Source organism: Rhizobium sp. Rhizsp82 (assembly GCF_047325115.1).
Lineage (GTDB): Bacteria > Pseudomonadota > Alphaproteobacteria > Rhizobiales > Rhizobiaceae > Rhizobium.
Window position 1 is genome coordinate 1028976 of the sequence record NZ_CP168570.1, and the last position, 26102, is coordinate 1055077.

At 62.0% G+C, this 26102-nt stretch carries 27 protein-coding genes; 5 read left to right on the forward strand and 22 right to left on the reverse strand.

The window, feature by feature from the left end:
* Nucleotides 1–27: 27 nt before the first annotated feature.
* From ACEN84_RS09680 to phnG, 15 genes are all read right to left on the reverse strand, one after another.
* Complete coding sequence (locus tag ACEN84_RS09680) at nucleotides 28–528, reverse strand: GrpB family protein (protein ID WP_413710709.1); 501 nt, start codon at nucleotides 526–528, stop codon at nucleotides 28–30.
* Nucleotides 529–540: 12 nt separating this feature from the next.
* On the reverse strand, nucleotides 541–1140 hold the full coding sequence (phnN, locus tag ACEN84_RS09685) for a phosphonate metabolism protein/1,5-bisphosphokinase (PRPP-forming) PhnN (RefSeq protein ID WP_130279371.1): 600 nt from the start codon (nucleotides 1138–1140) through the stop codon (nucleotides 541–543).
* On the reverse strand, nucleotides 1137–2276 hold the full coding sequence (locus ACEN84_RS09690; protein ID WP_413710710.1) for an alpha-D-ribose 1-methylphosphonate 5-triphosphate diphosphatase: 1140 nt from the start codon (nucleotides 2274–2276) through the stop codon (nucleotides 1137–1139). The genes phnN and ACEN84_RS09690 overlap by 4 nt, the downstream gene beginning before the upstream one ends.
* Before the next feature lie 11 nt (nucleotides 2277–2287).
* Nucleotides 2288–2983 carry a DUF1045 domain-containing protein gene (locus ACEN84_RS09695; RefSeq protein ID WP_413710711.1) on the reverse strand — a complete coding sequence of 232 codons (696 nt, stop codon included), beginning with the start codon at nucleotides 2981–2983 and terminating at the stop codon, nucleotides 2288–2290.
* 131 nt (nucleotides 2984–3114) lie between these two features.
* Nucleotides 3115–4455: a phosphonate ABC transporter, permease protein PhnE gene (gene phnE, locus ACEN84_RS09700; RefSeq protein ID WP_413710712.1), complete on the reverse strand. Its 1341-nt coding sequence runs from the start codon at nucleotides 4453–4455 to the stop codon at nucleotides 3115–3117.
* Nucleotides 4456–4463: 8 nt separating this feature from the next.
* Entirely contained in the window at nucleotides 4464–5435 is a 972-nt protein-coding gene (gene phnE / locus ACEN84_RS09705; protein ID WP_199629844.1) for a phosphonate ABC transporter, permease protein PhnE, read from the reverse strand.
* A 68-nt stretch (nucleotides 5436–5503) separates the two neighbouring features.
* The gene (phnD, locus tag ACEN84_RS09710; protein ID WP_112714136.1) at nucleotides 5504–6409 is read right to left on the reverse strand and encodes a phosphonate ABC transporter substrate-binding protein; all 906 of its coding nucleotides are present in this window, start codon (nucleotides 6407–6409) and stop codon (nucleotides 5504–5506) included.
* A gap of 91 nt (nucleotides 6410–6500) precedes the next feature.
* Nucleotides 6501–7346, reverse strand: coding sequence for a phosphonate ABC transporter ATP-binding protein (phnC, locus tag ACEN84_RS09715; RefSeq protein ID WP_199629842.1), 846 nt, complete (start codon nucleotides 7344–7346; stop codon nucleotides 6501–6503).
* 115 nt (nucleotides 7347–7461) lie between these two features.
* The gene (locus ACEN84_RS09720) at nucleotides 7462–8079 is read right to left on the reverse strand and encodes a DapH/DapD/GlmU-related protein (RefSeq protein WP_413710713.1); all 618 of its coding nucleotides are present in this window, start codon (nucleotides 8077–8079) and stop codon (nucleotides 7462–7464) included.
* Nucleotides 8076–8786, reverse strand: a complete 711-nt coding sequence (gene phnL, locus ACEN84_RS09725; RefSeq protein ID WP_112714130.1) for a phosphonate C-P lyase system protein PhnL — start codon at nucleotides 8784–8786, stop codon at nucleotides 8076–8078. The genes ACEN84_RS09720 and phnL overlap by 4 nt, the downstream gene beginning before the upstream one ends.
* 2 nt (nucleotides 8787–8788) lie before the next feature.
* Entirely contained in the window at nucleotides 8789–9565 is a 777-nt protein-coding gene (phnK, locus tag ACEN84_RS09730) for a phosphonate C-P lyase system protein PhnK (RefSeq protein ID WP_199629840.1), read from the reverse strand.
* A complete protein-coding gene (locus tag ACEN84_RS09735) occupies nucleotides 9562–10440 on the reverse strand; it encodes an alpha-D-ribose 1-methylphosphonate 5-phosphate C-P-lyase PhnJ (protein ID WP_413710714.1) in 879 nt (292 codons plus the stop codon). The genes phnK and ACEN84_RS09735 overlap by 4 nt, the downstream gene beginning before the upstream one ends.
* On the reverse strand, nucleotides 10437–11543 hold the full coding sequence (locus tag ACEN84_RS09740) for a carbon-phosphorus lyase complex subunit PhnI (RefSeq protein ID WP_413710715.1): 1107 nt from the start codon (nucleotides 11541–11543) through the stop codon (nucleotides 10437–10439). Before ACEN84_RS09740 ends, ACEN84_RS09735 begins: the two co-directional genes overlap by 4 nt.
* Nucleotides 11544–11546: 3 nt before the next feature.
* Nucleotides 11547–12155: a phosphonate C-P lyase system protein PhnH gene (gene phnH, locus ACEN84_RS09745; protein WP_413710716.1), complete on the reverse strand. Its 609-nt coding sequence runs from the start codon at nucleotides 12153–12155 to the stop codon at nucleotides 11547–11549.
* Entirely contained in the window at nucleotides 12155–12619 is a 465-nt protein-coding gene (phnG, locus tag ACEN84_RS09750) for a phosphonate C-P lyase system protein PhnG (RefSeq protein WP_413710717.1), read from the reverse strand. The genes phnH and phnG overlap by 1 nt, the downstream gene beginning before the upstream one ends.
* 100 nt (nucleotides 12620–12719) lie before the next feature.
* Between phnG and phnF the strand changes: the two genes are divergently transcribed.
* Nucleotides 12720–13457 carry a phosphonate metabolism transcriptional regulator PhnF gene (phnF, locus tag ACEN84_RS09755; RefSeq protein WP_413710718.1) on the forward strand — a complete coding sequence of 246 codons (738 nt, stop codon included), beginning with the start codon at nucleotides 12720–12722 and terminating at the stop codon, nucleotides 13455–13457.
* Nucleotides 13458–13504: 47 nt separating this feature from the next.
* On the opposite strand, the gene ACEN84_RS09760 is transcribed toward phnF, so the two are convergent.
* The 7 genes from ACEN84_RS09760 to ACEN84_RS09790 form a co-directional block, all read right to left on the reverse strand.
* Nucleotides 13505–14140: a 2,3-bisphosphoglycerate-dependent phosphoglycerate mutase gene (locus ACEN84_RS09760; protein ID WP_413710719.1), complete on the reverse strand. Its 636-nt coding sequence runs from the start codon at nucleotides 14138–14140 to the stop codon at nucleotides 13505–13507.
* A gap of 21 nt (nucleotides 14141–14161) precedes the next feature.
* A complete protein-coding gene (dapB, locus tag ACEN84_RS09765; protein ID WP_413710720.1) occupies nucleotides 14162–14986 on the reverse strand; it encodes a 4-hydroxy-tetrahydrodipicolinate reductase in 825 nt (274 codons plus the stop codon).
* 18 nt (nucleotides 14987–15004) lie between these two features.
* Nucleotides 15005–16786: an ABC transporter ATP-binding protein gene (locus ACEN84_RS09770; RefSeq protein ID WP_413710721.1), complete on the reverse strand. Its 1782-nt coding sequence runs from the start codon at nucleotides 16784–16786 to the stop codon at nucleotides 15005–15007.
* A gap of 93 nt (nucleotides 16787–16879) precedes the next feature.
* Complete coding sequence (locus ACEN84_RS09775) at nucleotides 16880–17899, reverse strand: glucokinase (protein ID WP_413710722.1); 1020 nt, start codon at nucleotides 17897–17899, stop codon at nucleotides 16880–16882.
* Between the two features lie 18 nt (nucleotides 17900–17917).
* Nucleotides 17918–18298, reverse strand: coding sequence for a methylglyoxal synthase (locus ACEN84_RS09780; RefSeq protein WP_413710723.1), 381 nt, complete (start codon nucleotides 18296–18298; stop codon nucleotides 17918–17920).
* Nucleotides 18299–18382: 84 nt separating this feature from the next.
* Nucleotides 18383–19450, reverse strand: a complete 1068-nt coding sequence (gene mepA, locus ACEN84_RS09785; protein WP_413710724.1) for a penicillin-insensitive murein endopeptidase — start codon at nucleotides 19448–19450, stop codon at nucleotides 18383–18385.
* A gap of 103 nt (nucleotides 19451–19553) precedes the next feature.
* Nucleotides 19554–20126 (reverse strand): hydrolase, encoded by a 573-nt coding sequence (locus ACEN84_RS09790; RefSeq protein WP_413710725.1) that lies wholly within the window; start codon nucleotides 20124–20126, stop codon nucleotides 19554–19556.
* A 117-nt stretch (nucleotides 20127–20243) separates the two neighbouring features.
* Here ACEN84_RS09790 and ACEN84_RS09795 point away from each other — a divergent pair, with 117 nt between their 5' ends.
* The 4 genes from ACEN84_RS09795 (at nucleotide 20244) to ACEN84_RS09810 (ending at nucleotide 26101) form a co-directional block, all read left to right on the forward strand.
* The gene (locus tag ACEN84_RS09795) at nucleotides 20244–22079 is read left to right on the forward strand and encodes an extracellular solute-binding protein (RefSeq protein WP_112714102.1); all 1836 of its coding nucleotides are present in this window, start codon (nucleotides 20244–20246) and stop codon (nucleotides 22077–22079) included.
* A gap of 151 nt (nucleotides 22080–22230) precedes the next feature.
* Complete coding sequence (locus ACEN84_RS09800) at nucleotides 22231–23319, forward strand: microcin C ABC transporter permease YejB (RefSeq protein WP_130279349.1); 1089 nt, start codon at nucleotides 22231–22233, stop codon at nucleotides 23317–23319.
* Nucleotides 23319–24467, forward strand: a complete 1149-nt coding sequence (locus ACEN84_RS09805; RefSeq protein WP_413710726.1) for an ABC transporter permease — start codon at nucleotides 23319–23321, stop codon at nucleotides 24465–24467. The genes ACEN84_RS09800 and ACEN84_RS09805 overlap by 1 nt, the downstream gene beginning before the upstream one ends.
* Nucleotides 24464–26101 (forward strand): ABC transporter ATP-binding protein, encoded by a 1638-nt coding sequence (locus tag ACEN84_RS09810; RefSeq protein WP_413710727.1) that lies wholly within the window; start codon nucleotides 24464–24466, stop codon nucleotides 26099–26101. The genes ACEN84_RS09805 and ACEN84_RS09810 overlap by 4 nt, the downstream gene beginning before the upstream one ends.
* Nucleotide 26102: the final 1 nt, after the last annotated feature.

The following is a 26102-nucleotide window of genomic DNA, read 5'->3' on the forward strand; positions in this document are numbered from 1 at the left end:
GGTTTGAGGGGGGAAGCCCCTCAAACCTTACAGCTGCGCCAGCCGCACGGTCTCGCGAACGAATTCCGTTTTGCTGCCGGTATAATAATCCCAATCGTCATTGGCCTCGCTCATCAGTCGCAGCTTTAGTGCGGCATAGGCATAGGCCCGCTCGGGATGGGTCCTGAGATAGTCGCGAAACAGGATACGGTCGCGGAGCACGTGATTATCCAGCGTGCAGAGATACAGTCGCGCTCCATACGATCCCTTGCCGCTGGTAAAGGTCCAGCTCTGATCGCCGTATTTGTCGCCGTGATAGGTGTAGCCGGCAACGGCCTGCATCCGCTCGACCGCTGCGGCGACGGCCGCCAGATCCGCGAAGGCGGCATGCAGGTCGATCTTCGGCTTTGCCGCGAGACCGGGAACGGACGTGCTACCGACATGGTGGAAAGCCGGCGCCAGTCCCGCAAAGACCGGCGCAAGCTCACTGCAGACCTGTGCGAAGAGTTCGGGCCATCTGTCATCATAAGGCAGGACGACGATGGCCATGATCTCTCTCCGTCAGGCGACTTCCGCCAGAAAACCGTTCATCGTGTCGATGATCTTGCGCTCGGCTTCGGCCAGAGACCCGCTATTGTCGAGATTGATCACGTCATAGTCGCCGCGCACCGTCAGCGAACCACGGGCGAGGCGGGCCATGATGTCTTCGTGCGTTTCGCGGCCACGCGCTTCCAGGCGGCCGGCGAGCACTTCCGGACGCGCCGTGACATTGATCACCTTCAGCCGCGGGAAGGCAGCGTGGAAACGATGCAGCGCCGAGCGGGAGCCATTGGCGATCACCAAGTGCCCCTTCGAGAGCGCAACCGACACCTCAGCCGGAATGCCGTATTTCAGGCCATGCGCTTCCCACCAGACGGCAAAGCTGCCGGACTGTTCCATCGATGCGAATCCGGCTTCGGAAACGGCGAGATGATCCTCGCCGCCGGCATCGCCGTCACGGGTGATGACGCGGCGGACGAAGTGAACATTGGGGCGGCTGCCGAAATGCTGGGCGGCGAGCGCCATCAGCGTATCCTTGCCGGCGCCGCTCGGTCCGACGACGACGACCATGATGCCGTGTTCGGTGCCCGGAACGATGTGGGGTTCGTGCGACGGGTTCATGCGACACGGCGCCCTTCGCGCCAGACGGAACGCGTCACCGGAACGCCCTCGTCGCGGAATACGCGCACGAGATCGGCGCGCAGGCCGGTTGCGATGCGGCCGCGGTCGTCGAGGCTGACCGTGCGGGCCGGGGTCGAGGTGACCATGGCGATCGCCTTCGGCAGCGAGATCGACTCGACCTCGTCGGCGATGATGAACGGCGCATAGAGCAGGCTGAGCGGCACGTAGTCGGACGAGAGAACATCGAGAACGCCGCGCTCGGCGAGATCACGGGCAGCGATATTGCCGGAATGCGATTTGCCGCGCACGATGTTCGGCGCGCCCATCAGAACGCTCATGCCGTGCTCGTGCGAAGCCTTGGCGGCGTCGAAGCTGGTCGGGAATTCCGCCAGACGAACACCGTTCTCGATCGCCTCGTCGACATGTTCCATGGTCGCGTCGTCATGGCTGGCAATGGTGATGCCGCGCTCGTTGCAGACCTTGGAAATGGCAATGCGGTGCGGGGTCGAGTTGCGGGCGGATTCGCCAAGGCGCTTCTCGATGAACTTGGCAAAGGCCTCGTCGGAGAGGCCGCGCTTCTTCTGGTAATAGAAGATGTACTGGTCCATGGTCTGGAACTGACGCTGGCCCGGTGCATGGTCCATCAGCGAGACGAGGCGGACATAGGGATCGTTTTCAAAATCGGCGAAATGCTCAAGCACGTTGTCGGCCGAGACTTCGCAGCGCAGGTGCAGCAGGTGCTCGGCACGCAGGCGGCCTTCCTGCTCGGCCTTCTGGATGGCGTCAGCCATACCGCGCATCTCGCCATGGTCAAAACCGCCGTCTTCATCGGCGCCCATGCGCAGGCAGTCGAAAACCGTGGTGATACCCGACGTGACGATCTGCGCGTCATGTGCCTGGATCGCCGCCGTCATGTTCCAGCGCAGGCCGGGGCGCGGCGAGTAGTGGCCTTCGAGGTGGTCGGTATGAAGCTCCACCAGACCCGGAATGAGGTAGTCGCCCTCAAAGTCTTCGCCCGCGACGGAATTGCCCTCGGAGATATCGGCGATCTTGCCGTCGCGGATCAGCAGCGAGCCGTTGACGATCTCGTCCTCGAGAACGATGCGTGCATTGGAAAAAACGGTTTCTTTGGTCATTGTGTCGTCTTTCAGCGTTTGGCGCCGGCAAGCGGCAGCCAGCTATGAGCCTTGAATGGGGCGCCGCGCGTCTCCTCGGTGAAGACGGCGATGCCGGAAATCGGAAGCGGCCGGCCGGTGAAGGCGGCAAAGCGCTTTTCCAGGATCGATTTCATCAGCGCAGAGCGCTCCTCGGGAACCTGCCCGGTCAGCGTCATGTGGAAGCCGAAGTCGTCCATGACGTAGGGATAGCCCCAGCGCATCAGATTGGCGCGCTGGCTTTCCGTCAGCTTCTCGGGTTTGCGCCGGGCAATGTCGGCCTCCGAAAGGGCGGCACGAAACGGCTCGAAGGACTTTACCACGCTTGCGGCGAAATCCTGAAGCGGCTGGTGCAGCGAGCCGGGAACGAGCGCGAAGAAGCGGCCGAGCTGCCCGAGCACGAGCTCGGGGATTTCGAAGGCCGGCGTGCGCGCCGCAAAATCCTCGACCACAGCCATCAGATCCTTTTCGGTCACCGAAGCGGCAAGCGCGAAGGGTGCCTTGATCGTCGCATGGAAGCCGTAGCGGCGGGGATCGGCGGTCAGCTCGAACTGCTCCGCGCCGGGCAGGCCGGGCTCTTCGGGAGCCGGGTAAGTTTCGTCAGAAAAGGCATCGCGGCCGAGCCATTCTGCAGCGGCGCGCGTCAGGGAATCATCCTGCGGCGGCGAAAAATAGAGGGCGTATCGCAAAGGTCTTATCCCGGAAAAATGTCTGAGGCAGGGGTCGCAATGTCAGTGATTTGACCGCGGACTGCAAGCTTGCTTCCGGCTAAAAGATTCCCGTGACAGAATGATGATGACGCCGTGGCGCCATCATCTTTTTAATGCGTCTTGGTGCCCATCAGCCGATGGCGCAGTGCGTTCGAGGCCATGTCGAACAGGAAGACGACGATCAGGATCAGGATGACCATGTAGGCGACGTTTTCCCAGTTGGAATTCGTGCGCATCGCTTCCCAGAGCTTGAGGCCGATACCGCCGGCACCGACGGCCCCAATGATCGTCGCGCCACGAACATTCGATTCCCACTGGTAGAGCGTCTGGCTGACGATCACAGGAACGATCTGCGGCATGACACCGTAGCGATGGACCAGCATCGTCGAGGCGCCCGTCGACTTGATGCCTTCGCGCGGCTTGTTGTCGATGTTTTCGAGACCTTCGGAATAGAGCTTTCCGAGCGTGCCGGTCTCCGTCAGGAAGATCGCGCCGGAGCCTGCAAGCGGGCCAGGGCCGAAGGCGCGCGTCAGGAACAGCGCCCAAATCAGCATGTCGACCGAGCGCAGGAAGTCGAAGAAGCGCTTCAGGATCTGGTTCAGAAACCGGTTCGGCGTGATGTTGCGGGCGGCAAGGAAGGCGAGCGGGAAGGCCGCCAGTGAGCCGAGCAGCGTGCCGAGGAAGGCCATCACGATCGTCTGGAAGAGCTTGGTCCAGACGTCGCCATGCTGCCAGGCCGAGTTGTTCCAGATATTGTCGAAGGCAAGCGACAGGTTCGACTGGCTGGGGTCGAGACGCGGACCTGAAACGATCAAGCTGGCGACTTCACTGGCCGGCTTGTCGAAGAACGGCGAATGCGTGTCGAAGACGAAGTTCGCCCATCCAAGGAAGCGCTTACGCACCTTCACGCGGTCCGATGCGATGCTGACATCACCGGCAAAGCCAAGGTCGGCAAGCACGTTGTCGTCATAGACAGTCATCCAGGAGGGCACTTCACCGACGACCTTCGGCTGGCCCGACGACAGGTCGACGGGAACGCTGATGCCATGCGCCGTCACCGTCGTCATCGCCTTGGTGACCACGACAGTGCGGTTCGTGCCGCTGACGAAGACGGTGACGCTGCCGGGCTCGTTCTTCACCCAATCCGGATGCGGATCATCGCCGAGCGGCGAGAAGCGCGGATAGCGGGTCTCGATCGAGCCGTCTTCCTGAATGCGGAATTCGGGCTGAACGTCGTAGCTCACCCACTGGCTCATATAAATGCCGACGCGCTCCCAATGGGCCTCGGCCAGCAGCTTCGGCAGATCGAAGAACCAGACCGCATACATGCCATAGAGCAGCGTCGCGATGACCGCGAGCAGGCCGCCGAAGCGCTGGCGGAATGAACGATGGAAATATTCGGGATAGCGCGCCTCGATCTCGTGCATCCGGTTTGCGTCGATAACCGTCATGGCGGGCCTCAATGTTGCAGAAGGAAAGCGTGCTCGCCAACCAGGCGGCGGCGCAGCCATGCGGAGAACTGGTCGACCGCAACGATGGTGATGAAGAGCAGCAGCACGAGAGCGACCGTCTTGGCGCCGAAGCCGCGCGAGATGGAGAGCTTCAGCTCTTCACCGATACCGCCGCCGCCGACGGCGCCGATGATGGTCGAGGCACGCACGTTGATCTCCAGACGCAGCAGCGCATAGGAGGCGAAATTCGGCAGAACCTGCGGCATGGCGGCGAAGCGCACGCGCTCCAGCCAATTGGCGCCGACCGCCTTCATGCCCTCATCCGGCTTCATGTCGATATTCTCGACGACTTCGTAGAACAGCTTGCCCAGCGCGCCGATCGTATGCAGCGACACGGCGATGATGGCGGCGACCGGGCCGATCGAAAGAATGGCCGAAAACAGGCCGGCGATGACGATCTCCGGGAAGGCGCGCAGGAATTCCATGACGCGCTTGGCGAAGACGCGCAGCGGCCAGTTCTTGGTGAGGTTGCGAGCGGCAAAAAAGCTCAGCGGCACCGCAAAGATGAAACCGATGATCGTCGATACGAGAGCGACGTTGATCGTGATGATCATCAGCTCGAAATATTCAGGGATATAGAAATCGCCGAAAACGTAGACACGGCCCTTGGCGAAGTTGAACTCCTCGCCGCCCTTGTCATTTGGGCTCGCAATGTCGAACAGCGCGCGCCAGACGTCGTGCCAGTCCTTGGGAATAAGCCAGCTCAGGAAGTCGAAGAGATGCGGAAGTCGGTCGAAGAAATGGCCGGCATTGCTCTCGTCGGCAAAGCGCACGGAGCTCACGAAGGCAATCAGCAGCAGGACGAGGCCGATGCCGGTATAGAGACGGCGGCGAGACACCATGCGGCCCCAGGCATCGCCGATATCGCGGCTGCTCTGCTGGAGTTCGGGCGTGTGGGTCCGGGAATCGGCAAGGGTCATGGGTTCGTCCGCTTCTTCGCAGGAAAAAGGGCGGCCGATGACGGCCGCCCCCGATGAATGCAGGTCGATCAGCCGCCGATGGCAGCCTTACGAACGTCTACAACGGCGTTGTAGAATTCGTGGGTAACCGGGGCGTAGCCCTTGTAGTCGCCGCCTTCGATGGCGGTGAAGCACTTGTGGTCCTTCTCCGGCAGGGCCGTGAAGAAGGCAGCCAGCTTCTTCTGCCACTCTTCGCCGAGTTCGTTGCGAACGACGAGCGGGCCGTTCGGGATCAGCGGCGAGCGCCAGACTTCGACGAGCTTGTTCGGGTCGACGGCGCCCTTGTCTACTTCCTTGCGGAAGGTACCGGAGGTGTAGCCGTCCTTGAAATCGCCGATGCCCGAGCTGTCGTCGACAGCAACGTCAACCTTGCCGTCATAAGCAGCGAGAAGGTTGTTCTCGTGGCCGCCGTTGAACTGCGTGGAGGCGAAGAACTGGTCGTTCGGCATGCCCGTGTCCTTCGGGATCTGCGTCAGCGGAACGAGGTAGCCCGAGGTGGAGTCCGGATCGGCGTAGCCGAGCTTCTTGCCCTTGGCGTCGGCGATCGTCTTGATGCCGGAGGACTTCAGAGCGAGACCGATCGAATAGTAGCCGGTCGAGCCGTCCTTCTGCTGCGTCGTCAGGATCGGGGTAACGGCCTTTGCGTCCTTCAGGTAGACGGCTGCGTAGCCGGAAGCGCCGAGTTCTGCGAAGTCGAGCGTGCCGCCGAGGAGGCCCTGGATAACGCCGTCATAATCGGCGGCCGGGAAGAGCGAAACCTTCTCGAAGCCGAATTCCTGCTTCAGGTGGTCGGCGAGGCAGGCGTAGTTACGCAGACGGTCGGTTTCGTTTTCGCCGCCGAGAATGCCGACGCGGAATTCCTTGAGGTCTGCAGCATGCGAGACGCCGGCCAGCGCGAAAAGCGCCGTCGCGGCAAAGAGTGCTTTCTTCAACATGGTACTCTCCTGATTGACCGGTGTCCCCGGTGGTCTCTCTGTTACGAAGAACTGTGCCCTTGACGCGGGCGGTCGATCGCAGCCGTCTCGCTCAGAGACCGGCCAACGCCAGCGGTTGCAGGCCGGCGGATTGATGGGCGGCAGCTGCCGCAGGAATGTTGATCGAGGTCGACGTCATGGTTTCGTCGATGCCGGCGCCGTCCTTGTCGGTGCCGTAGATTTCCTTGACTGCCGAAGCGTCGAGATCGGCCGGCTTGCCGTCGAATACGACGCGCCCGCCCGCCATGCCGACGATCCGCTCGCAATAGCTGCGCGCCGTGTCGAGCGTGTGCAGGTTGGTGACGACGGTGATGCCTTCGCGTTCGTTGATGTCGCGCAGCGCGTCCATGACGATCTTGGCGTTCAGCGGGTCGAGCGAGGCGATCGGCTCGTCGGCCAGAACCATCTTCGGCTTCTGCATCAGGGCACGGGCGATTGCCACACGCTGCTGCTGACCGCCCGAAAGCGTACCGGCAAGCTGCAACGCCGTCTGCTCGATGCCGAGGCGCTCGAGAGCGGCGATCGCGTGGATGCGCTCTTCGCGGCTGAAGATGTTGAGGAGCGAAAGCATCGTCGGGCGATGGTTCAGGCGGCCGAGCATGACGTTGGTCAGGACATCGAGACGCGGCACGAGATTGAACTGCTGGAAGATCATGGCGCAGTCGCGCTGCCAGTTGCGAAGCGCCTCGCCACGCAGCGAGGAGACTTCGACGCCGCCGAAACGGATGGAGCCGGAGGTCGGCTCCTGCAGGCGATTGATCATCCGCAGAAGCGTCGATTTGCCGGCGCCCGAACGGCCGATAATGCCGACCATCTGACCCTGGGGAATATCGAGCGTTACGGAATCCACTGCCAGCTTGTTGCCAAAACGGCGGGTGACATTCTTCAGCTCGAACATCATGCTCTTCCTTGCAATCCAGGGCCTTCGTCTCGGAGTGCATTAGTCCTGCTTGATGAACCTCCAATGTCAGTTTTGTGTAATGACTGTCATAAAGGGCGCCGGCGAAGGTGCTTTACGCACCATGCCGGCTAAGGAAATCTTCGGCCGAAAGCGCGCGGAAATCGTCGAGCGCCGAACGCAATTTCGAATGCTCCCAATCCCACCAGGCAAGCTTGTCCATCCGCTCGCCGACACCCTTCGCAAAACGCTCGCGAATGAGCTTTGCGGGAACGCCGCCGACGATCGTGTAGGGGGCAACATCCTTGGAGACGACGGCGCCCGCGCCGATGACTGCACCATTGCCGACGGTGACGCCTGGCAGGATCGTGGCGCCATGGCCGATCCAGACATCGTGACCGATCGTGACGCGATTGGAGCGGCGCCATTCGAAGAATTCCGTCTCCATGTCGGCATCCGGCCAGTAGTCGGTGGCGCGGTATGTGAAGTGGTGCAGCGTCGCCCGCCAGGTCGGATGGTTGGTGGCGTTGATGCGCACCGCGGCGGCAATGTTGACGAACTTGCCGATCGTCGCGCACCAGATCGAGCCATCCTGCATGATGTAGGAATAGTCGCCGAACTCGACTTCGCTGATCCGGCAACGCTCCGAGACCTCGGTATAGCGGCCGAGCGTGGCATCGCTGACCGATGCCGTCTCGTGGATATAGGGCTTTTCGCCGATTTTCCGGGTCATGCCGCAATGGCCTTTCTGGGGGAGAACTTCTGGACGTCGAGAATGCGGTCGGCAGCCGCCTCGCGCACTTCCTCGTCATGGAAGATGCCGAGCAGGGCGACGCCCGCCTTCTTCTTCTCAGCGATCATGCCGACCACGACAGCGCGGTTGGTGGCGTCGAGCGACGCCGTCGGTTCGTCGAGCAGCAGGATGGTGTGGTCGGTGATGAAGCCGCGGGCGATGTTGACGCGCTGCTGTTCGCCACCGGAGAAGGTTGCGGGCGGCAGCTGCCAGAGGGCTTCGGGCAGGTTGAGCTTGGTGAGAAGCTCGGCTGCCTTCTCACGGGCTTCGCTGACCGGCACGCCGCGTGCCACGAGCGGCTCTCCCACGACATCGATCGCCGCAACGCGCGGTACCGTGCGCAGGAACTGGCTGACATAGCCGAGCGAGCGCTTGCGCACATCGATGATCGTGCGCGGATCGGCGGATGCAAGATCGACGACGCGGCCCTGGTGGTTGACCAGGATCTGGCCGGTGTCGACGGCATAGTTGCCGTAGATCATCTTCAGGAGCGAGCTCTTGCCGATGCCCGAGGGGCCGCCGAGCACGACGCATTCGCCGGCTGCAACGGAGAAGGTGACATCTGAAACGACCGGCAGCTTGATGCCGTCGCGCAGATGCATGGTGAAGCTTTTTGCGACTTCCGAAACGACGAGTGGCGTTGCCATGGTCACACCTGCAGGATGGAGGAAACGAGAAGCTGGGTATAGGGCTCGCGCGGATCGTCGAGCACGCGGTCGGTCAAACCGTGCTCAATGACATTGCCGTCCTTCATCACCATCATCCGGTGCGATAGCAGGCGCGCGACCGCGAGGTCATGGGTCACGATGATCGCCGCGAGGCCGAGATCGTTGACGAGGCCGCGGACGAGATCGAGCAGGCGGGCCTGAACCGAGACGTCGAGACCGCCGGTCGGCTCGTCCATGAAGACCAGGCGGGGGCCGGTCACCAGGTTGCGGGCGATCTGCAGGCGCTGACGCATGCCGCCGGAAAAGGCGCGGGGCTGGTCGTCGATGCGTTCGGCATTGATTTCGACGCGCTCCAGCCAGTCGATGGCCGTCGAGCGGATCTTGCCATAATGCCGGTCACCGATCGCCATCAGCCGCTCGCCGACATTGGCGCCGGCCGAAACCGTCATGCGCAGGCCGTCGGCCGGGTTCTGGTGCACGAAGCCCCAGTCGGTGCGCATCAGGAAGCGTCGCTCGGCCTCGTTCATGCGGTAGAGGTCGCGATAGCTGCCGTCGCGCATGTGGTACTCGACGCTGCCGGTGGTCGGCATCAGGCGCGTCGAAATGCAGTTGAGCAGCGTCGTCTTGCCGGAGCCGGACTCGCCGACGATCGCCAGGACTTCACCCGGCCAGAGCTCGAAGGAGACATTCCGGCAGCCGATACGGTTGCCGTAGAATTTCGAGACGTCGTTGACTTTGAGAAGCGGTGTTTCGGTCATTCCGCAGCCTCCTTGGGCGCAAGCATTTCGCCGGCATGGCCGTGCTCGCGGCGGTCTTCGCAATGGTCGGTATCGGAGCAGACGAACATGCGCCCGCCCTTGTCGTCAAGAATGACCTCGTCGAGATAGACCTCCTCGGCGCCGCAGAGCGCGCAGGGTTTGCCGAAGCGCTGGATCTCGAAGGGGTAGTCCTCGAAGTCGAGGCTGACGACCTCCGTATAGGGCGGCACCGCATAGATGCGCTTCTCTCGGCCGGCGCCGAAGAGCTGGAGGGCATCCGACATGTGCATTTTCGGATTATCGAACTTCGGGGTCGGCGACGGGTCCATGACATAGCGCCCGGCAACCTTCACAGGATAGGCGTAGGTCTTGGAGATCCGGCCGTTATGGGCGATGTCCTCGTAGAGCTTCACATGCATGAGGCCGTACTCCTCAAGCGCATGCATCTTGCGGGTCTCGGTCTCGCGCGGTTCGAGGAAACGCAGCGGCTCCGGAATCGGCACCTGGTAAACGAGAACCTGATTGGGGCCGAGCTTCTCTTCCGGAATGCGGTGGCGCGTCTGGATGATCGTCGCATCCTTGGTATGCGTGGTAACCGCCACATTGGCGACCTTCTGGAAGAAGGCGCGGATCGAGACGGCATTCGTCGTGTCATCGGCACCCTGGTCGATGACCTTCAGCACGTCATCGGGACCGATGATCGACGCCGTCACCTGAACGCCACCGGTGCCCCAGCCATAGGGCATCGGCATTTCGCGGCTGGCGAAGGGGACCTGATAGCCGGGAATGGCGATCGCTTTCAGGATCGCCCGGCGGATCATCCGCTTCGTCTGCTCGTCGAGATAGGCGAAATTGTAGCTGGCAAGATCGGTCATTCTGCTGCTTCCTTCATTGCTTCGCCATTGTTGCGGCTCGCCTCGAAATCGCGACGCATGCGGCGCACGAGATCGAGTTCGGCCTGGAAGTCGACGTAATGCGGCAGTTTCAGATGCTCGACGAAGCCGGTCGATTGAACGTTGTCGGCATGCGAGATGACGAATTCCTCGTCCTGCGCCGGTGCCGTCACGTCTTCGCCGAGTTCGCCGGCGCGCAGTGCACGATCGACCAGTGACATCGACATCGCCTTGCGCTCGCTCTGGCCGAAGACCAGGCCATAGCCGCGGGTAAACTGCGGTGGCGCCTTGGCCGAACCCTTGAACTGGTTGACCATCTGGCATTCGGTGACCTGGATTGTGCCGAGCGAAACTGCAAAACCAAGCTCCGGCACGTCGAATTCCACCTCGACTTCTCCGATGCGGATCTCGCCGGTGAAGGGGTGGTTGCGGCCATAGCCGCGCTGCGTCGAATAGCCGAGCGCCAGGAGGAAGCCTTCGTCGCCGCGGGCCAGCGCCTGCAGGCGCAGATCCCGGCTCATCGGAAATTCCATCGGCTCGCGCGTCAGGTCGCCGATCTCGTGGTCTTCGGGCATCGAGCCATCGCCTTCGATCAGGCCTTCCTGGCCGAGGATTTCGGAGACGCGCATGAAGCGGCCGGTTTCGGCCTGACGCTGAGCCGGCTCCTCAACCTCTTCGTCCGTCAGCAGCGACGGGTCGAGCAGGCGGTGCGTATAGTCGAAAGTCGGGCCGAGCAGCTGGCCGCCCGGCAGGTCCTTGTAGGTCGCCGAGATACGGCGCTCGATCGTCATCCGGCTCGTGTCGAGCGGTTTCGAGTAACCGAAGCGCGGCAGCGTCGTGCGGTAGGCACGCAACAGGAAGATCGCCTCGATCATGTCGCCGCGCGACTGACGCACGGCCAGCGCGGCAAGGGTCCGGTCGTAGAGCGATGCCTCGGCCATGACGCGGTCGACGGCAAGCGCCAGCTGCGCGACGATTTGCTCGATGCCAATTGCCGGAAGCGAACGGTCACCGCGGCGGCGGTCGGCGAGCAGGCGATGGGCATTGGCGATGGCGGCTTCGCCACCTTTGACAGCAACATACATGGTTCACATCTCCGTTGCGGTGATCTTGGTGGTGCGCGGCAGGCAGAGGAAACTGCTGCCTGCGGCAAGCACGATGTCGACGCCGCGCGGGAAGAGGGCGCGGTTCTCGTTCCAAAGGCGGATGAAGGTCTCCGGCAGCCCCACCGGGGCGATTTCCGTCACGGTCTTGATCCCAGGTCCCATCAGCGCCAGCGTCTTGCCGCCTTCGAGCGAAGCAATCTCGATAACAACAGTCGTCGAGCGATCCGGGTATTCCTGCGTTCCCGGAGCAAAGAGACCGAACGAGGAGATGACCATGCCACTGTCGACAAAGGCAAAACGCGCCTCGGCCTTTTCGGTGGTGACGGTCGCGCCCGTATGGAAGCTCAGCCAGCCCGGTACGGCAGACTTGTTCAGCGCAGGCGAAAGCCAGACCGGCGTGTCATGATCGCAGAGCGTCAGCGCGATGGCGCCGGCCGCGGCACCCATCGGCGTAGGCGGGGCAGCATCGGGCGACAGCGTCTGGATCGAGCCTGGGCGGGCCATGGCATCCATCATCGCCTTGAAGACGCTCTGAGCCTGGAAGACCGGCTCGGCAAAGCCGCCGGTCAAAGTATCGTTCCTGAGTTCCATCAGTCGTCTCCGCGAACCATGGTGAAGAAGTCGACGCGGGTTGCAGCCGTCTCGTCGGCCTTCTGCTGCGTCGCGGCGGCAATGCGCTGGGCGATCGGTTGAAGCAGCCTTTCCTCGACGAATGCCTTGGTTGCCTCTTCCTGCCAGAGAGCATCGAAGATCGCGCAAAGCCGCGCCTTCTTGCGATCGGTGCCCAGCGACTGACCATGGCCGACAGTGCCGCTGGCGAGCCGGATCGTGGCGCGGGTGACCGTCACTTCGCCGAGATTGAAGGCCGAGCCGCCACCGCCGATGCGGCCGCGGACCATTACCAGTCCGGTTTCCGGGCCACGCACGGCCTGAGCCTCGGGCTTGTTCGCAAGCGCCTCCCAGGCGTCATTCAGTTCGGCAAGCTCGGAGCGGGCGAGAAGATCGACCACCCTCTTCCTGCCGTCGGCGGCCTCGATTTTTTCTGCTGGTTTCATCGCCACATCCTTCGAAATGTCTATTGATATAGACAACCATACAAGATATAGCTACGCTTAAATCGGGGACATGACAAGCGTGTGACATGGCAGGGGTGAAATGGCTGGGCTGAAGCAGGTGCAAAGGCAGACGGGGGTGGCGCTATGGCGCCAGATAGCGGATCGCATTCGCGAGGCAATCACCCGCGGCGCCTATGATGAAACGGGCATGGTACCGCCGGAAACGGCGCTCGCCGAACAGTTCGGCGTCAATCGGCATACGGTTCGAAGCGCGCTTGCGGCGCTGGCTCAGGAAGGAATCGTCCGAGCCGTGCAGGGCCGCGGCACGCTGATCGAGCGCCGGGAACGGCTGAATTTCCCGATCAGCAAGCGCACGCGCTTCACCACAGGAATCAGCGGCCAGGCCAGGGAAACGCGCGGCTTCCTGCTGGCGGCCGCCGCGGAACCTGCAGATGCGGAGGTCGCCCGCTGGCTGAAGATGCGTGCCGGCGATCCGGTCATTAGGCTGGAAACGACGCGGGAGGCTGACAAGCGCCCGGTCTCACGGGCAACGAGCTGGTTTCCGGCCGGACGCTTCGGCGATATCGCCGAAACCTACCGCAAGACGGAATCGATCACCAAGGCTTTCGCGCTGCTCGGCTTGCAGGACTATGTCCGCGCAACGACCGAGATCACCGCTGCGCATGCAGACGCCGGAGACATAGCCGACCTGGAGCTGACGCCGGGCGCGATCCTGCTGATCACCAAGGCGATGAACACCGATCTCGACGGCGTTCCCGTTCAATATTCCATCACCCGCTTCGCTGCCGACCGGGTACAGTTCACAATCGAAAACTAAAAAAGCCGGGCACTTGGCCCGGCTCTTCTGATCGATATGAATCCGGCTCAGTGTGCGGCGGACATGTCGCCCAGCACTTCCTTGGAAGCGACGGTGGAATCGGCCTTCAGCTTGTAGACCATCGGAACGCCGGTCGCGAGGTTGAGCTCGAGAACTTGTTCGCGGGTCAGGCGATCGAGGACCATGACCAGCGACCGCAGCGAGTTGCCGTGAGCCGCGACGAGAACCTTCTCGCCACGCAGGACACGCGGCAGGATCTCCGTCAGGTAGTACGGCCAGACGCGGGCGCCGGTGTCGCGCAGGCTTTCGCCGCCGGGAGGCGGGACGTCGTACGAGCGGCGCCAGATATGAACCTGCTCCTCGCCCCACTTGGCGCGGGCGTCATCCTTGTTGAGACCGGAGAGGTCGCCGTAGTCGCGCTCGTTCAGCGCCTGATCCTTGATCGTCTGCAGGCCCTGCTGGCCGACCTTGTCGAGGATGAGCTTCAGCGTGTGCTGCGCGCGGGTCAGCGCCGAGGTGTAGGCGACATCGAACTTGATGCCATAATCGGCAAGCGCCTGGCCGCCGGCCGTCGCTTCCTGGATGCCGAGCTCGGTCAGATCAGGATCTTTCCAGCCGGTGAAGAGGTTCTTCAGGTTCCAGTCGCTCTGGCCATGCCGAACGAGAACGAGTGTGCCGCTCATAAAAGTCTGCCTCCGTAGGGATTATTGTGAAGAGAGCCCGAGGACATCGAGCATGGAATAGAAACCCGGCTTCTTGTCGCGCGCCCAGAGCGCTGCCTTGACGGCGCCGCGGCCGAAGATCGAGCGATCCGCCGCGCTATGCGACATCGAAACGATCTCGCCTTCGCCGGCAAAGAGCACCGAATGCTCGCCGATCACCGAGCCGCCGCGCAGCGTCGCAAAGCCGATCGTGCCCGCCTCTCGGGCGCCGGTATGGCCATCGCGGACCCGGACCGACTGCGTCTTCAGGTCCACATTGCGACCCTTGGCAGCGGCCTCGCCGAGCAGTAGCGCGGTACCCGAGGGCGCATCGACCTTGCGCTTGTGATGCATTTCGAGAACTTCGATATCCCAATCCTGGGGCGAGAGCGCTCGGGCGGCCTGCTCGATGAAGACGCTGAGAAGATTGACGCCGAGGCTCATATTGCCCGACTTGACGATCCGCGCATGGCGCCCGGCCGCCTGGATCTTGGCATCGTCGGCATCCGAGCATCCGGTCGTGCCGACGACGTGGACGATACGCGCTTGTGCTGCCAGTCCGGCAAATTCGACGCTGGCCGTCGGCGAAGTAAAGTCGAGGACACCCTCGGCATGCAGGAAGGCGGCGAGCGGATCGTCGCCGATGATCACGCCATTCGGTCCAAGCCCGGCAAGCTCGCCCGCATCGCGTCCGACGAAGGGCGAGCCCGCGCGCTCGATCGCCGCATGCAGCGTCACGCCGTCGATGGCATCGATCAGCCGGATCAGCGTCTGGCCCATGCGCCCTGCTGCCCCAACCACAACCAGTTTCATAGCAGCGTCGCTCATGTCCTCAGTATTCCCGTATCAGATCGTATTCGAGGCCGCCGGCCTCTGGAGATTGTTGAGGCGAGCGTAAAGTCCGTCCTCGAGCTTCGCAAGCGTCTCGTGATTGCCTTCCTCGACGACCCGACCCTGCTGCATCACGACGATCTTGTCGGCGCGAACGACGGTGGAGAGGCGGTGTGCGATGACGACGACGGTGCGGCCCGTCATCGCCTCGTCGAGTGCCTTCTGGACGGCAGCTTCGGATTCCGTATCGAGCGCCGAGGTCGCCTCATCGAGCAGTAGGATCGGCGCGTTGCGTACCAGTGCGCGGGCGATCGACAGGCGCTGGCGCTGGCCGCCCGATAGGGTCACGCCATTCTCGCCGACGGCAGTATCGTAACCGTCGGGCTGTGCCATGATGAAATCATGCGCATAGGCGAGACGGGCGGCTTCCTCGATCTCCGCATCCGTCGCATCCGGACGGCCGTAGCGGATATTGTCGCGGATCGAGCCTTCGAACAGATAGGGCTGCTGTGAGACATAGGCGAGCTGCTCGCGCAGCGACTGCTTCGTCACATGCGCAACGTCCTGCCCGTCGATGATGATCTCGCCGCTCGTGGGATCGTAGAAGCGTGGGATGAGATTGATGATCGTCGACTTGCCGGCACCCGACGGGCCGACAAGCGCCGTCGTCTTCCCGCCTTCAGCGACGAAGCTGACACCATTGAGTACGGGTTCCTTGCCATAGGCGAAGGATACATTCCGGAACTCGATCCGTGCCTCGGTCGCCTTCAGCGGCTTGGCATCCGGCAGATCGCGCTGGCGCGGCTCCATGTCGAGCAGTTCGTAGATCATTCGCGCATTGACGGCGGCGCGCTCCATCTGCACCTGCAGCTTGGCCAGGCGGCGCAGCGGGTCGTAAGCGAGCAGCAGTGCGGTGACGAAGGAGAAGAAAGCACCCGGCGGGACATTGTGATAGATCGACCGGTAAGCCGCATAGGCAAGGACGCCTGCGACCGCCAGACCGGCAAAGCTTTCTGTCATCGGCGCATTGCGCTCCGACAGGCGCGCGATCTTGTTGGAGCGGCCTTCGGCAACGTCGATGATCTTGTTCACTCGCTTTTCGAGTTCGCTTTCCATCGTGAACGCCTTGACGATGGAAATGCCCTGGATCGACTCCTGCATCGCGCCAAAGGCGCGGCTGTTGAGGTGGATGGCTTCCTTCGTCACCTGGCGGAGGCGCTTGGAAAGATATCGAAGGCCAAGCATCAGTGGGGGCGCCATCACGAAGATGATTAGGCTGAGCAGCGGATCCTGATAGACCATCACCGAGACCAGCGAGACGAAAGAAAGCAGGTCGCGTGCCGTCGAGGTGATCGTCAGGTTCATGACGTCGCGGATGCCGCTGACATTCTGGCTGACCTGAGCGGCAATCTGTGCCGAACGCGTATCGTTGTAGAAGCCGACGGAAAGCGTCATCAGATGCGCGTAGATGCGCTTCTGGTACCGCGCAACGATATTGTTGCCGACCTTGGAAAGCGCCACGGCCTGGCCATAACTGGCAAAGCCGCGGGCGACAAAGGCGAGGAAAATCGACAGGCAGATGACCCAGACGATATCGCCGCGCCGGTTGGCAAAGGCTTCGTCGATAATCGTGCGCATGATCCAGGCAGTATAAGCCGTCGAAAGCGCGACGATCACAAGACAGGCGATCGCGAATGCGTAGCCCATGATGTGATCGCGGCCGTTCTCGGCGATGATGCGCTTCAGCACGCCGGTGACTGTATCGCTACTGACGCTCTTGTTTGCGGACTTTTCCAAAAAATTGCGCTTCCCGTACCGGATCCTATGCGCGCAAAACCGCGCACTCGCGGGGCTCTATAAAGATTTGGCGGCGGCTTGGCTAGACAGGGCTTAGGCGCGCCAGCGTCTCTCATACGTCGATACGCCGAAGGTTTCCGGTGCGCGCGCATAGAAGGAAAGCCCGGCAAGGGCTGCCAGCGGATGCGTCACGACATAGGTCGGGATGGCACGCAGCCAGTGCGAGTGCGGCGCTTTGTCCTCGAAAGCGGCGCGGAATTCCGGCTTGCGCAGTGCCGGCAAGATCTTTTGCGAGATGCCGCCGGAGAGATAGACGCCGCCCTTGGCCATGAAGAGCATGGCGATGTCGCCGGCCAGCCGGCCAAGATAGGTCGCAAACAGCGAGATCGTCTCCTCGGCCACCTTGTCTGTGCCCGCGAGCGCATGGGACGTGACGTCGGCCGGATCGCTGTACTTCACGTCCAGCCCATCGGCGGTGCAGATCGCGCGGTAAAGATGGATGATGCCGCGGCCGCAGAGGATCTGTTCGGCAGAAACGCGGCCCTCGATCGTCTCGATATAGGGGAAAATCTCCAGGTCACGCTTGGAGCGCGGTCCGAGATCGACGTGGCCGCCTTCACCGGGAACCGGGATCCAGCTACCGCGGGCATGAACGAGACCGCCGACGCCAAGGCCGGTGCCCGGTCCGAGAACAGCACGCGAAGCCATCAAGTCGCCCGAGGCGGGGCCGATCTGCTCGCGGTCATTGGAGCCAAGTGCAGAGATCGCCAGTGCCTGCGCCTCGAAATCGTTGACGACGAGAACATCCTCGATGCCCAGGCCGGAAATCATCGTATGCGGACGCACGACCCAGTCGCAGTTGGTCAGCGGAATCTCGTTGCCGTTGATCGGACCTGCAACGGCAAGGATGGCCGAACGCGGGCGTAGGGCCGTCTTGGCAAAAACGCCTGCCTTGATGGCATCGTCGATCGTCTCGAAATCGGCCGTCCGGACATTCGGAAAATTGACCGCTTCGGCTGTGGCGTCGGCGAGAATGGAGAAGCGCGCATTCGTGCCGCCAATATCGCCGATCAGGATCGGGAAGGGCATATGGGCATCGCTGGCATCAAGCATGGATTGGGCCTCTTCCGTTCAAGCTTTCAGGGTCGGGATGAGTTTTTCGGCGGTCGCTTCGTTGAGCGCCATCGGAATATCGTAGACGATCGCCAGCCGCATCAGCGCCTTGACGTCGACATCATGTGGCATGGGGGTCAGCGGGTCGACGAAGAATATCAGGGCGCCGATTTCACCTGTCGAGATCAGCGCGCCGATCTGCTGGTCCCCGCTGAGAGGGCCGCTTTTCAGACGGGTAACATCGAGGTCGGGGACGGCGTCGAGAACGCGGCCGCCCGTCGTGCCAGTCGCGACGATCTTCCACTTGGCGAGAAGGTCGCGATTGCGGCGAGCAAATTCCGCCATGTCGTCCTTCTTCTGGTCATGAGCAATCAATGCAAGGCACTTGCCGCCGGCCATGAGAAAGGACCTCCATCCCGGGTTTCAATCGATTTGGCCGCTTCTATACCAAGCCGGTGATTTGAAACACAAGCCTCACGGTAATCATTGCATCGGCTTGTCGTCAGGAACCGGGCCGATGGCGGGAAGGCCCTGGTCGGAAACGGCGGGAGCCGCTGCCGGTACCGCCGTCAGAGCGCTCGCTGCCGAGCCGCCGCCATAGGTTGCTTCGGCAACCGAGGAGACGGACGGGGCGGCCAAAATGGCAGCGCAGGCTTTTGGCAGATCGGAGACCTTGCCCTCGCGCGGCGGCTTCGGCGGCGGCGCATTCGGCTTCGGCGGTGCGGGCTTCGCCCAAGGTTCCTTGGTGAACCACCACGCCAGCGATTTGTCGCAGCCGTCACCGGCGGCAACGGGCGCCTGCGGCTTGCAGGCAGTGGCGCCCGGCGGGCACTTGATGCGGATGTGAAAATGCGAGTCGTGGCCATATTCCGGACGAAGCTTGCCGAGATTGGTGCGGTCGCCGGTCCAGGTGTCGCACATCTTCTTCTTGATCGCCGGATTGACGAAGATGCGCTCGACCTGCGGATAGCTTGCGGCAAGCATCAGAAGTTCGGCGCGCGATTGCGTCCAGATCTTCGGATCGACGCTGAGGAACTTGCCCTTCTGCAGCATCGTCGTGAACGGCAGGTCTTCGCGCTCCTGCACGCTCAATCGGCGCGTCGGCATTGGCGTCAGCCAGACATCGGCATCGAGGCCGATCTGATGCGATGCATGGCCGTTGAACATCGGCCCGCCGCGCGGCTGGGCGATATCGCCGACAAGCAGGCCGGACCAACCGGTCTGCTGCCGGGCATCACGGGAGAAGCGCTCGAGCAGCGAAATCATCGCCGGATTGCCCCAGCGGCGATTGCGCGAAAGCCGCATCGCCTGCCAGGTCGGCCCGTCGGCGGGAAGCGCCACGGCGCCCGACATGCAGCCCTTGGCATAGAAGCCGATCGGCTGTGCGGGCCCCTCTGACGGAAGCGATACCGAGCCGAAGATCGCCTTGGCGCTTCCCGGGCTCGGCTGCTTCTGCTGCGCGCCCGCATCGGCCGAGATGAGACCGGCGCCCAGCGCACCCGCCCAGGCGAGTTTGCCGAAGATTTTGGAGGAAGCGAGGCGGAGCGTCATGCGAATTCCCGAAATTGCCGTGATTTGCGGTCGAATTTACCGTGAAAAGCCATTCGGGTGAATCGATGTTTTCATGGCGCGCGCCTAGGTGCTTCGCCTCCGCTCAGAGATTGGCGAGGATATCGGCAGTCATTCTGACCCGCGACAGCCGCGGCAGGATCTTCTCGCACGAAAATCCGTGCATCTCTGCCGTGAAGCTCGTCATCGCGTCTTCAGCGGCAATGACCGCGTAGCTATGTGCATAGGCATCGCGAATGGTCGACTCGACGCCGAAATTGGTTGCGATCCCGGCGAGGATCACAGTCTTGATACCGCGGCGGCGAAGCTGGAGGTCGAGATCCGTGCCGTAGAAGGCGCTCCACTGGCGCTTGACGACATGGGCATCCACGGTCAGCGCGACGATCTCCGGCGGCGCCTCAAGTGCAGTGGCGGGCAAGCCGCCTTTCGGGAAGCTCGCCGGTTCGTCGGCTGGATGGTTGACGGCGTCAGCGTAGTCCGCAGAGAAACCGACGGTCACCAGAATGACCGTTCCGCCCTGTGATTTCAGCTGCCTGGCAATCGCTGCCGTGTTTTCAATGACCTGCTGAGCGCTATGAGGCGCAACCGGCCGGCTGGTGATAAAGGCCTGCAGATCGATTGAGATAAGCGCGGTAGTCTTGGGATCGTAAAGGGACATACGGGGCTCCGAACGACTAGTCAAAATTTCGCGAGAACGGCAAAAACCAAACTCTCTCCTGTTTTTCGCCGCCATTTTCCTTATTCTCGCCGAAACCGAAACAATAGGGGTTGGCGAATGGCATTTGTGGGGTCGAAGAAAAGTCTGGTTGTTGCTCTCGTGGCACTGAGCGCACTGGCCTTGCCCGTCAAAGCCCAGGAGCAGACCTTCCAGATCGGCACGTCGTCAATCGGCGAACTCAAGTACCAGCCCGGCTTCAAGCACTTCGACTACGTCAATCCGGATGCGCCGAAGGGCGGCGATGCCAAGCTCTCGACCGCAGGCACTTTTGATACATTCAATCCGTTGCTCTCGAAGGGAGATGCCGCGGTTGGATTGAGCCTTGTCTTCGAGACGCTGCTCAAGTCAGCCGACGACGAAGTGCTTTCATCCTACGGCTTGCTGGCCGAAGGGGTTTCCTATCCCGCCGACGTGTCAAGCGCCACCTTCCGGCTCCGCGCCGAGGCCAAATGGGCGGACGGCCAGCCGGTCACCCCGGATGATGTGATCTTCAGCTTCGACAAATCGAAAGAGCTCAATCCGCTTCTGTCGAACTACTACAAGCACGTCGTGAAGGCCGAAAAAGTCGGCGACCGCGACGTGAAATTCACCTTCGACGAGAAGAACAACAAGGAACTGCCGAACATTCTCGGCCAGGTCATTGTCCTGCCGAAGCACTGGTGGGAAGCCACGGGCGCCGACGGGAAGCCACGCGACATTTCCAAGACGACGCTTGAGCCTGTTATGGGGTCGGGACCGTACAAAATTGCCGCCTTCTCCGCCGGGGCGACCGTCCGCTACGAACTGCGTGACGACTACTGGGGCAAGGATGTTCCCGTAAACGTCGGCCAGAACAATTTCCGCAATATTCTCTACACATACTTCGGCGACCGCGACGTCGAGTTCGAAGCGTTTCGTGCCGGCAATACCGATTACTGGCAGGAAACACAGGCCAGCCGCTGGGCCACAGGATACGACTTTCCCGCGGTGAAGGATGGGCGGGTCAAGAAGGAAGACGTCCCCAATCCGCTTCGCGCGGCAGGGATCATGCAGGCGCTGGTGCCGAACATGCGGCGTGACCTATTCAAGGATGAGCGCGTACGTGAAGCGCTGAACTACGGTTTCGATTTCGAAGAGATCAATCGCACAGTGGCTTTTGGCAGCTACACGCGCGTCGACAGCTATTTTTGGAATACCGATCTCGCTTCTTCCGGCCTCCCCGAGGGCCGTGAACTGGAGCTTTTGCAGGGTCTCAAGGACAAGGTGCCGCCGGAGATATTCACGACGCCCTATACCAACCCGGTCGGTGGCGATCCGCAAAAGAGCCGGGACAATCTCCGCAAAGCGATTGCTCTGCTGAAAGAGGCTGGTTGGGAAATCAAGGGCAACCGGATGGTGAACTCCGCGACGGGTCAGCCGATGAGTTTCGAAATCCTGCTTGCCAGTCCGATATTGGAACGCTGGGCCGTGCCCTATGCCAATAACCTGAAAAAGATCGGTATCGATGCGCGGGTCCGCACCGTTGATGCCTCGCAATATACAAACCGGGCGCGCAGCTTCGATTATGACATGATCTGGAATGTCTGGGGTGAAACCATGAACCCCGGTAACGAGCAGGCAGACTACTGGGGTTCTGGTTCTGTCAATCAGCAGGGCTCGCGCAACTATGCCGGCATCGCTAATCCGGCAGTCGATGCGCTGGTGAAGATGATCATCTTTGCGCCCAACCGCGACGAGCAGGTCGCCGCGATCAAGGCGATGGATCGCGTGCTATTGGCCAATCACTACGTCATTCCGCTGTTCTACCGGAAAACCTATTGGATCGCCTATTGGGACAAGCTCACGCATCCGGCCGCTTACCCTGAATATTCCATCGGCTTCCCCGAAGTCTGGTGGTCGAAGGACGCGAAATAGCGGACTTGCATTGGCAGGGCCGCTGGGGTCCAAATGGTCCATTCGAATCACCATGAAGAAGCCGGGCTAACCGGCGAAAGGCTTATGGATTGACGACTTCTGACAGGATGCGCATCCCGGCGAAATTCAAGACCTGGAAGGCCGCGCGCTGATGGGAGCCTATATCCTTCGCCGCCTGCTTCTGATGATACCGACGATCGTCGGCATCATGGCGATTTCCTTCACCGTCATCCAGTTTGCGCCCGGCGGCCCGGTCGAGCAGGTGATCGCCCAGCTGACCGGCCAGGCCGACAGCGCCGACCAGCGCCTTTCCGGCGGTGGCGGCGATCTGCTGGGGCAGGGCGGTGATGAAGGCTCGAAATATCGCGGCGCCCAGGGCCTCGATCCTGAATTGATCGCCAAGCTTGAAAAACAGTTCGGCTTCGACAAGCCGCCGCTCACTCGCTTCGGCGAGATGATGTGGAACTACATCCGCTTCGATTTTGGCGAGAGCTTCTTCCGCAACACCTCGGTTCTCGACCTGATCAAGGACAAGCTGCCGGTCTCGATCTCGCTCGGCGTCTGGATCATGATCTTTTCCTACGTGATCTCGATCCCGCTCGGCATCCGCAAGGCGGTCAAGGACGGCTCGACCTTCGATGTCTGGACATCGGGCGTGATCATTGTCGGCTATGCAGTTCCAAGCTTCCTGTTCGGTATCCTGTTGATCGTTCTCTTCGCCGGCGGCTCCTTCTATGACTGGTTCCCGCTGCGCGGCCTGGTCTCGGATAATTTTGACCAGCTCGCCTGGTGGCAGAAGCCGCTCGATTATTTCTGGCATCTGACGCTGCCGCTGATCTCGCTGTCGCTCGCCGCCTTTGCCACGACGACGCTGCTGACGAAGAATTCCTTCATCGAAGAGATCAAGAAGCAGTATGTGACGACGGCGCGCGCCAAGGGGCTGAATGAACGCCAGGTGCTCTACGGCCATGTCTTCCGCAACGCCATGCTGATCATCATCGCCGGCTTCCCCGGCGCCTTCATCTCGGCCTTCTTCACCGGTTCGTTGCTAATCGAGAATATCTTCTCGCTCGACGGCCTCGGCCGCCTCGGCTATCTCTCGGTCGTCAACCGCGATTACCCGATCGTCTTTGCGACGCTCTACATCTTCTCGCTGCTCGGCCTCTTCGTCAGCCTGATCTCGGACCTGATCTACACCTGGATCGATCCCCGCATCGACTTCGAGCGGAGGGACGTCTGATGGATACCGCTGCAAATCCGGCGACGGCGACACCCGTCAAGCCGCCGCGCAAGGGCCTGCTGTCCCCGACGAACGTCCGCCGCTGGCGGAATTTCAAGGCGAACCGGCGCGGCTACTGGTCGTTCTGGCTGTTCATGATCCTCTTCGTGCTGACCCTGTTTGCCGAACTGATCGCCAACGACAAGCCGATCATCGCGTCCTACAAGGGCGAGATCCTCTTCCCCGTTGTCGTCGATTACCCGGAAGAGAAATTCGGCGGCTTCCTGGCGGAGACGGACTATCGCTCTGATGTCATCGCCGACGAAATCAATGCCAATGGCTGGATGATCTGGCCGCCGATCCATTATTCCTACCGCTCGGTCAATTCCAACATCCCGCGCTCGGCGCCGACGCCGCCTTTCTGGCTGATGAGCGCCGAGGAGCGTTGCGCCGGCTATCCGCAGGGCGTCAACGATCCGAATTGCAACTACGGCAATCTGAATTGGCTGGGTACCGACGATCAGGCCCGCGATGTGCTGGCTCGCGTCATTTACGGCTTCCGCATCTCCGTGCTCTTCGGTCTGGCGCTGACGATCTGCTCGGCGGTCGTCGGAGTAACGGCGGGCGCGGTGCAGGGCTATTTCGGCGGCTGGACCGATCTGCTGTTGCAGCGCTTCATCGAGATCTGGTCGTCGATGCCGGTTCTCTACATCCTGCTGATCATCGCCGCGATCCTGCCGCCGGGCTTCTTCGTGCTGCTCGGCATCATGCTCTTGTTCTCCTGGGTCGGCTTTGTCGGTGTCGTGCGCGCCGAATTCCTGCGCGCCAGAAACTTCGAGTATGTCCGCGCCGCCCGCGCGCTTGGAGTCAACAACCGCACCATCATGTGGCGCCACCTGCTGCCGAACGCCATGGTCGCGACGCTGACCTTCCTGCCCTTCATTCTCTCGGGCTCGATCACCACGCTGACCTCGCTAGACTTCCTCGGCTTCGGCATGCCGCCGGGTTCGCCGTCGCTGGGTGAGATGATCGCGCAGGGCAAATCCAATCTGCAGGCGCCGTGGCTCGGGCTCACCGCCTTCTTTGCCATGTCGATCATGCTCTCGCTGCTGATCTTCATCGGCGAGGCAGTGCGCGACGCCTTCGATCCAAGAAAGACCTTCCAATGAGCGAGAGCCCTGAAACCCTCCTCTCGGTCAAGGATTTGTCCGTCGCCTTTCATCAGGGCGGCGAAACATCGCTGGCTGTGGATCGTATTTCCTTCGATATCCGCAAGGGGGAAGTCGTGGCGCTGGTCGGCGAGTCCGGCTCCGGCAAATCCGTCTCGGCCAACTCCATCCTGCGGCTGCTTCCCTATCCCTCGGCGAGCCACCCGACAGGCCAGATCCTGTTCAAGGGCAAAGACCTCTTGAAGGCATCGGACAAGGAGCTGCGCCAGGTGCGCGGCAACGACATCACGATGATCTTCCAGGAGCCGATGACATCGCTCAATCCGCTCCACTCGATAGAAAAGCAGATTGCCGAAATCCTCGATCTGCATCAGGGAGTAACCGGTGCCACCGCCCGAAAGCGCGTGCTCGAGCTCCTCAATCAGGTCGGCATCCGCGAACCGGAAAAGCGGCTGAAGGCCTATCCGCACGAGCTCTCCGGCGGCCAGCGTCAGCGCGTCATGATCGCCATGGCGCTCGCCAACCGCCCGGAACTGCTGATTGCCGATGAGCCGACGACGGCGCTTGATGTCACCGTCCAGGCGCAGATCCTGGAGCTTCTGCGCCAGTTGAAGGGCGAGCATGGCATGTCCATGCTCTTCATCACCCACGATCTCGGCATCGTCCGAAAGTTCGCCGACCGCGTCTGTGTCATGACCAAGGGCAAGATCGTCGAGACCGGCACGGTCGAGGAAGTCTTCACCCGCCCGCAGCACGACTATACGCGACACCTGCTGGCTTCCGAACCGCGCGGAGAGCCGCCGCTCGCCGATCCTTCGAAGCCTGTCGTCATCGAAGGCAACGATGTCCGCGTCTGGTTCCCGATCAAGGCCGGGCTGATGCGCCAGGTCGTCGATCATGTGAAGGCGGTCGATGGCATCGATCTGTCGCTGCGCGCCGGCCAGACGCTCGGCGTCGTCGGCGAATCCGGCTCCGGCAAGACGACGCTCGGGCTGGCGCTGACGCGGCTGATCTCGTCGAAGGGCCGCATCAGCTTTGTCGGCAACGATATAGCGAGCTATTCGTTCACGCAGATGCGGCCGCTGCGCAACCAGTTGCAGGTGGTCTTCCAGGATCCCTACGGATCGCTCAGCCCGCGCATGTCTGTCGGCGATATCATCGCCGAAGGCCTAAAGGTGCATGAGCGCGCGTTGTCGCACGAAGAGCGTGACCAGCGCGTCTGCTGGGCGCTGGAGGAAGTCGGCCTCGATCCGCTGACCCGCTGGCGCTATCCGCATGAATTTTCCGGCGGCCAGCGGCAGCGCATCGCGATCGCCCGCGCCATGGTGCTGAAGCCGCGCTTCGTGATGCTCGACGAACCGACCTCGGCGCTGGACATGAGCGTCCAGGCGCAGGTCGTCGATCTGCTGCGCGATCTGCAGAAGAAGCATGATCTCGCCTATCTCTTCATCAGCCATGACCTGAAGGTCGTCAAAGCGCTCGCCAACGATGTCATCGTCATGCGCTTCGGCAAGGTGGTGGAGCAGGGGCCTTCGGCCGAGATCTTCAGCGCGCCGAAGGACGATTACACCAAGGCGCTGATGGCCGCCGCGTTCAACATCGAGGCAGTGCCGACGCCTGCCGTCCAGCAGTAAA

Bases quoted from the DNA above. Each gene is read 5' to 3' on its own strand.
- phnE (WP_199629844.1), bottom strand. From the start codon at position 5,435: ATGACCCTTGCCGATTCCCGGACCCACACGCCCGAACTCCAGCAGAGC.
- ACEN84_RS09780 (WP_413710723.1), bottom strand. From the start codon at position 18,298: ATGGCCGGCGGCAAGTGCCTTGCATTGATTGCTCATGACCAGAAGAAG.
- ACEN84_RS09760 (WP_413710719.1), bottom strand. From the start codon at position 14,140: ATGAGCGGCACACTCGTTCTCGTTCGGCATGGCCAGAGCGACTGGAAC.
- phnG (WP_413710717.1), bottom strand. From the start codon at position 12,619: ATGAAACCAGCAGAAAAAATCGAGGCCGCCGACGGCAGGAAGAGGGTG.
- phnF (WP_413710718.1), top strand. From the start codon at position 12,720: ATGGCTGGGCTGAAGCAGGTGCAAAGGCAGACGGGGGTGGCGCTATGG.
- phnD (WP_112714136.1), bottom strand. From the start codon at position 6,409: ATGTTGAAGAAAGCACTCTTTGCCGCGACGGCGCTTTTCGCGCTGGCC.
- ACEN84_RS09775 (WP_413710722.1), bottom strand. From the start codon at position 17,899: ATGCTTGATGCCAGCGATGCCCATATGCCCTTCCCGATCCTGATCGGC.
- ACEN84_RS09680 (WP_413710709.1), bottom strand. From the start codon at position 528: ATGGCCATCGTCGTCCTGCCTTATGATGACAGATGGCCCGAACTCTTC.
- phnL (WP_112714130.1), bottom strand. From the start codon at position 8,786: ATGGCAACGCCACTCGTCGTTTCGGAAGTCGCAAAAAGCTTCACCATG.
- phnH (WP_413710716.1), bottom strand. From the start codon at position 12,155: ATGGAACTCAGGAACGATACTTTGACCGGCGGCTTTGCCGAGCCGGTC.
- ACEN84_RS09720 (WP_413710713.1), bottom strand. From the start codon at position 8,079: ATGACCCGGAAAATCGGCGAAAAGCCCTATATCCACGAGACGGCATCG.
- ACEN84_RS09795 (WP_112714102.1), top strand. From the start codon at position 20,244: ATGGCATTTGTGGGGTCGAAGAAAAGTCTGGTTGTTGCTCTCGTGGCA.
- phnC (WP_199629842.1), bottom strand. From the start codon at position 7,346: ATGTTCGAGCTGAAGAATGTCACCCGCCGTTTTGGCAACAAGCTGGCA.
- ACEN84_RS09805 (WP_413710726.1), top strand. From the start codon at position 23,319: ATGGATACCGCTGCAAATCCGGCGACGGCGACACCCGTCAAGCCGCCG.
- phnK (WP_199629840.1), bottom strand. From the start codon at position 9,565: ATGACCGAAACACCGCTTCTCAAAGTCAACGACGTCTCGAAATTCTAC.
- phnN (WP_130279371.1), bottom strand. From the start codon at position 1,140: ATGAACCCGTCGCACGAACCCCACATCGTTCCGGGCACCGAACACGGC.
- phnE (WP_413710712.1), bottom strand. From the start codon at position 4,455: ATGACGGTTATCGACGCAAACCGGATGCACGAGATCGAGGCGCGCTAT.
- ACEN84_RS09800 (WP_130279349.1), top strand. From the start codon at position 22,231: ATGGGAGCCTATATCCTTCGCCGCCTGCTTCTGATGATACCGACGATC.
- mepA (WP_413710724.1), bottom strand. From the start codon at position 19,450: ATGACGCTCCGCCTCGCTTCCTCCAAAATCTTCGGCAAACTCGCCTGG.
- dapB (WP_413710720.1), bottom strand. From the start codon at position 14,986: ATGAGCGACGCTGCTATGAAACTGGTTGTGGTTGGGGCAGCAGGGCGC.
- ACEN84_RS09790 (WP_413710725.1), bottom strand. From the start codon at position 20,126: ATGTCCCTTTACGATCCCAAGACTACCGCGCTTATCTCAATCGATCTG.
- ACEN84_RS09810 (WP_413710727.1), top strand. From the start codon at position 24,464: ATGAGCGAGAGCCCTGAAACCCTCCTCTCGGTCAAGGATTTGTCCGTC.
- ACEN84_RS09690 (WP_413710710.1), bottom strand. From the start codon at position 2,276: ATGACCAAAGAAACCGTTTTTTCCAATGCACGCATCGTTCTCGAGGAC.
- ACEN84_RS09735 (WP_413710714.1), bottom strand. From the start codon at position 10,440: ATGACCGATCTTGCCAGCTACAATTTCGCCTATCTCGACGAGCAGACG.
- ACEN84_RS09740 (WP_413710715.1), bottom strand. From the start codon at position 11,543: ATGTATGTTGCTGTCAAAGGTGGCGAAGCCGCCATCGCCAATGCCCAT.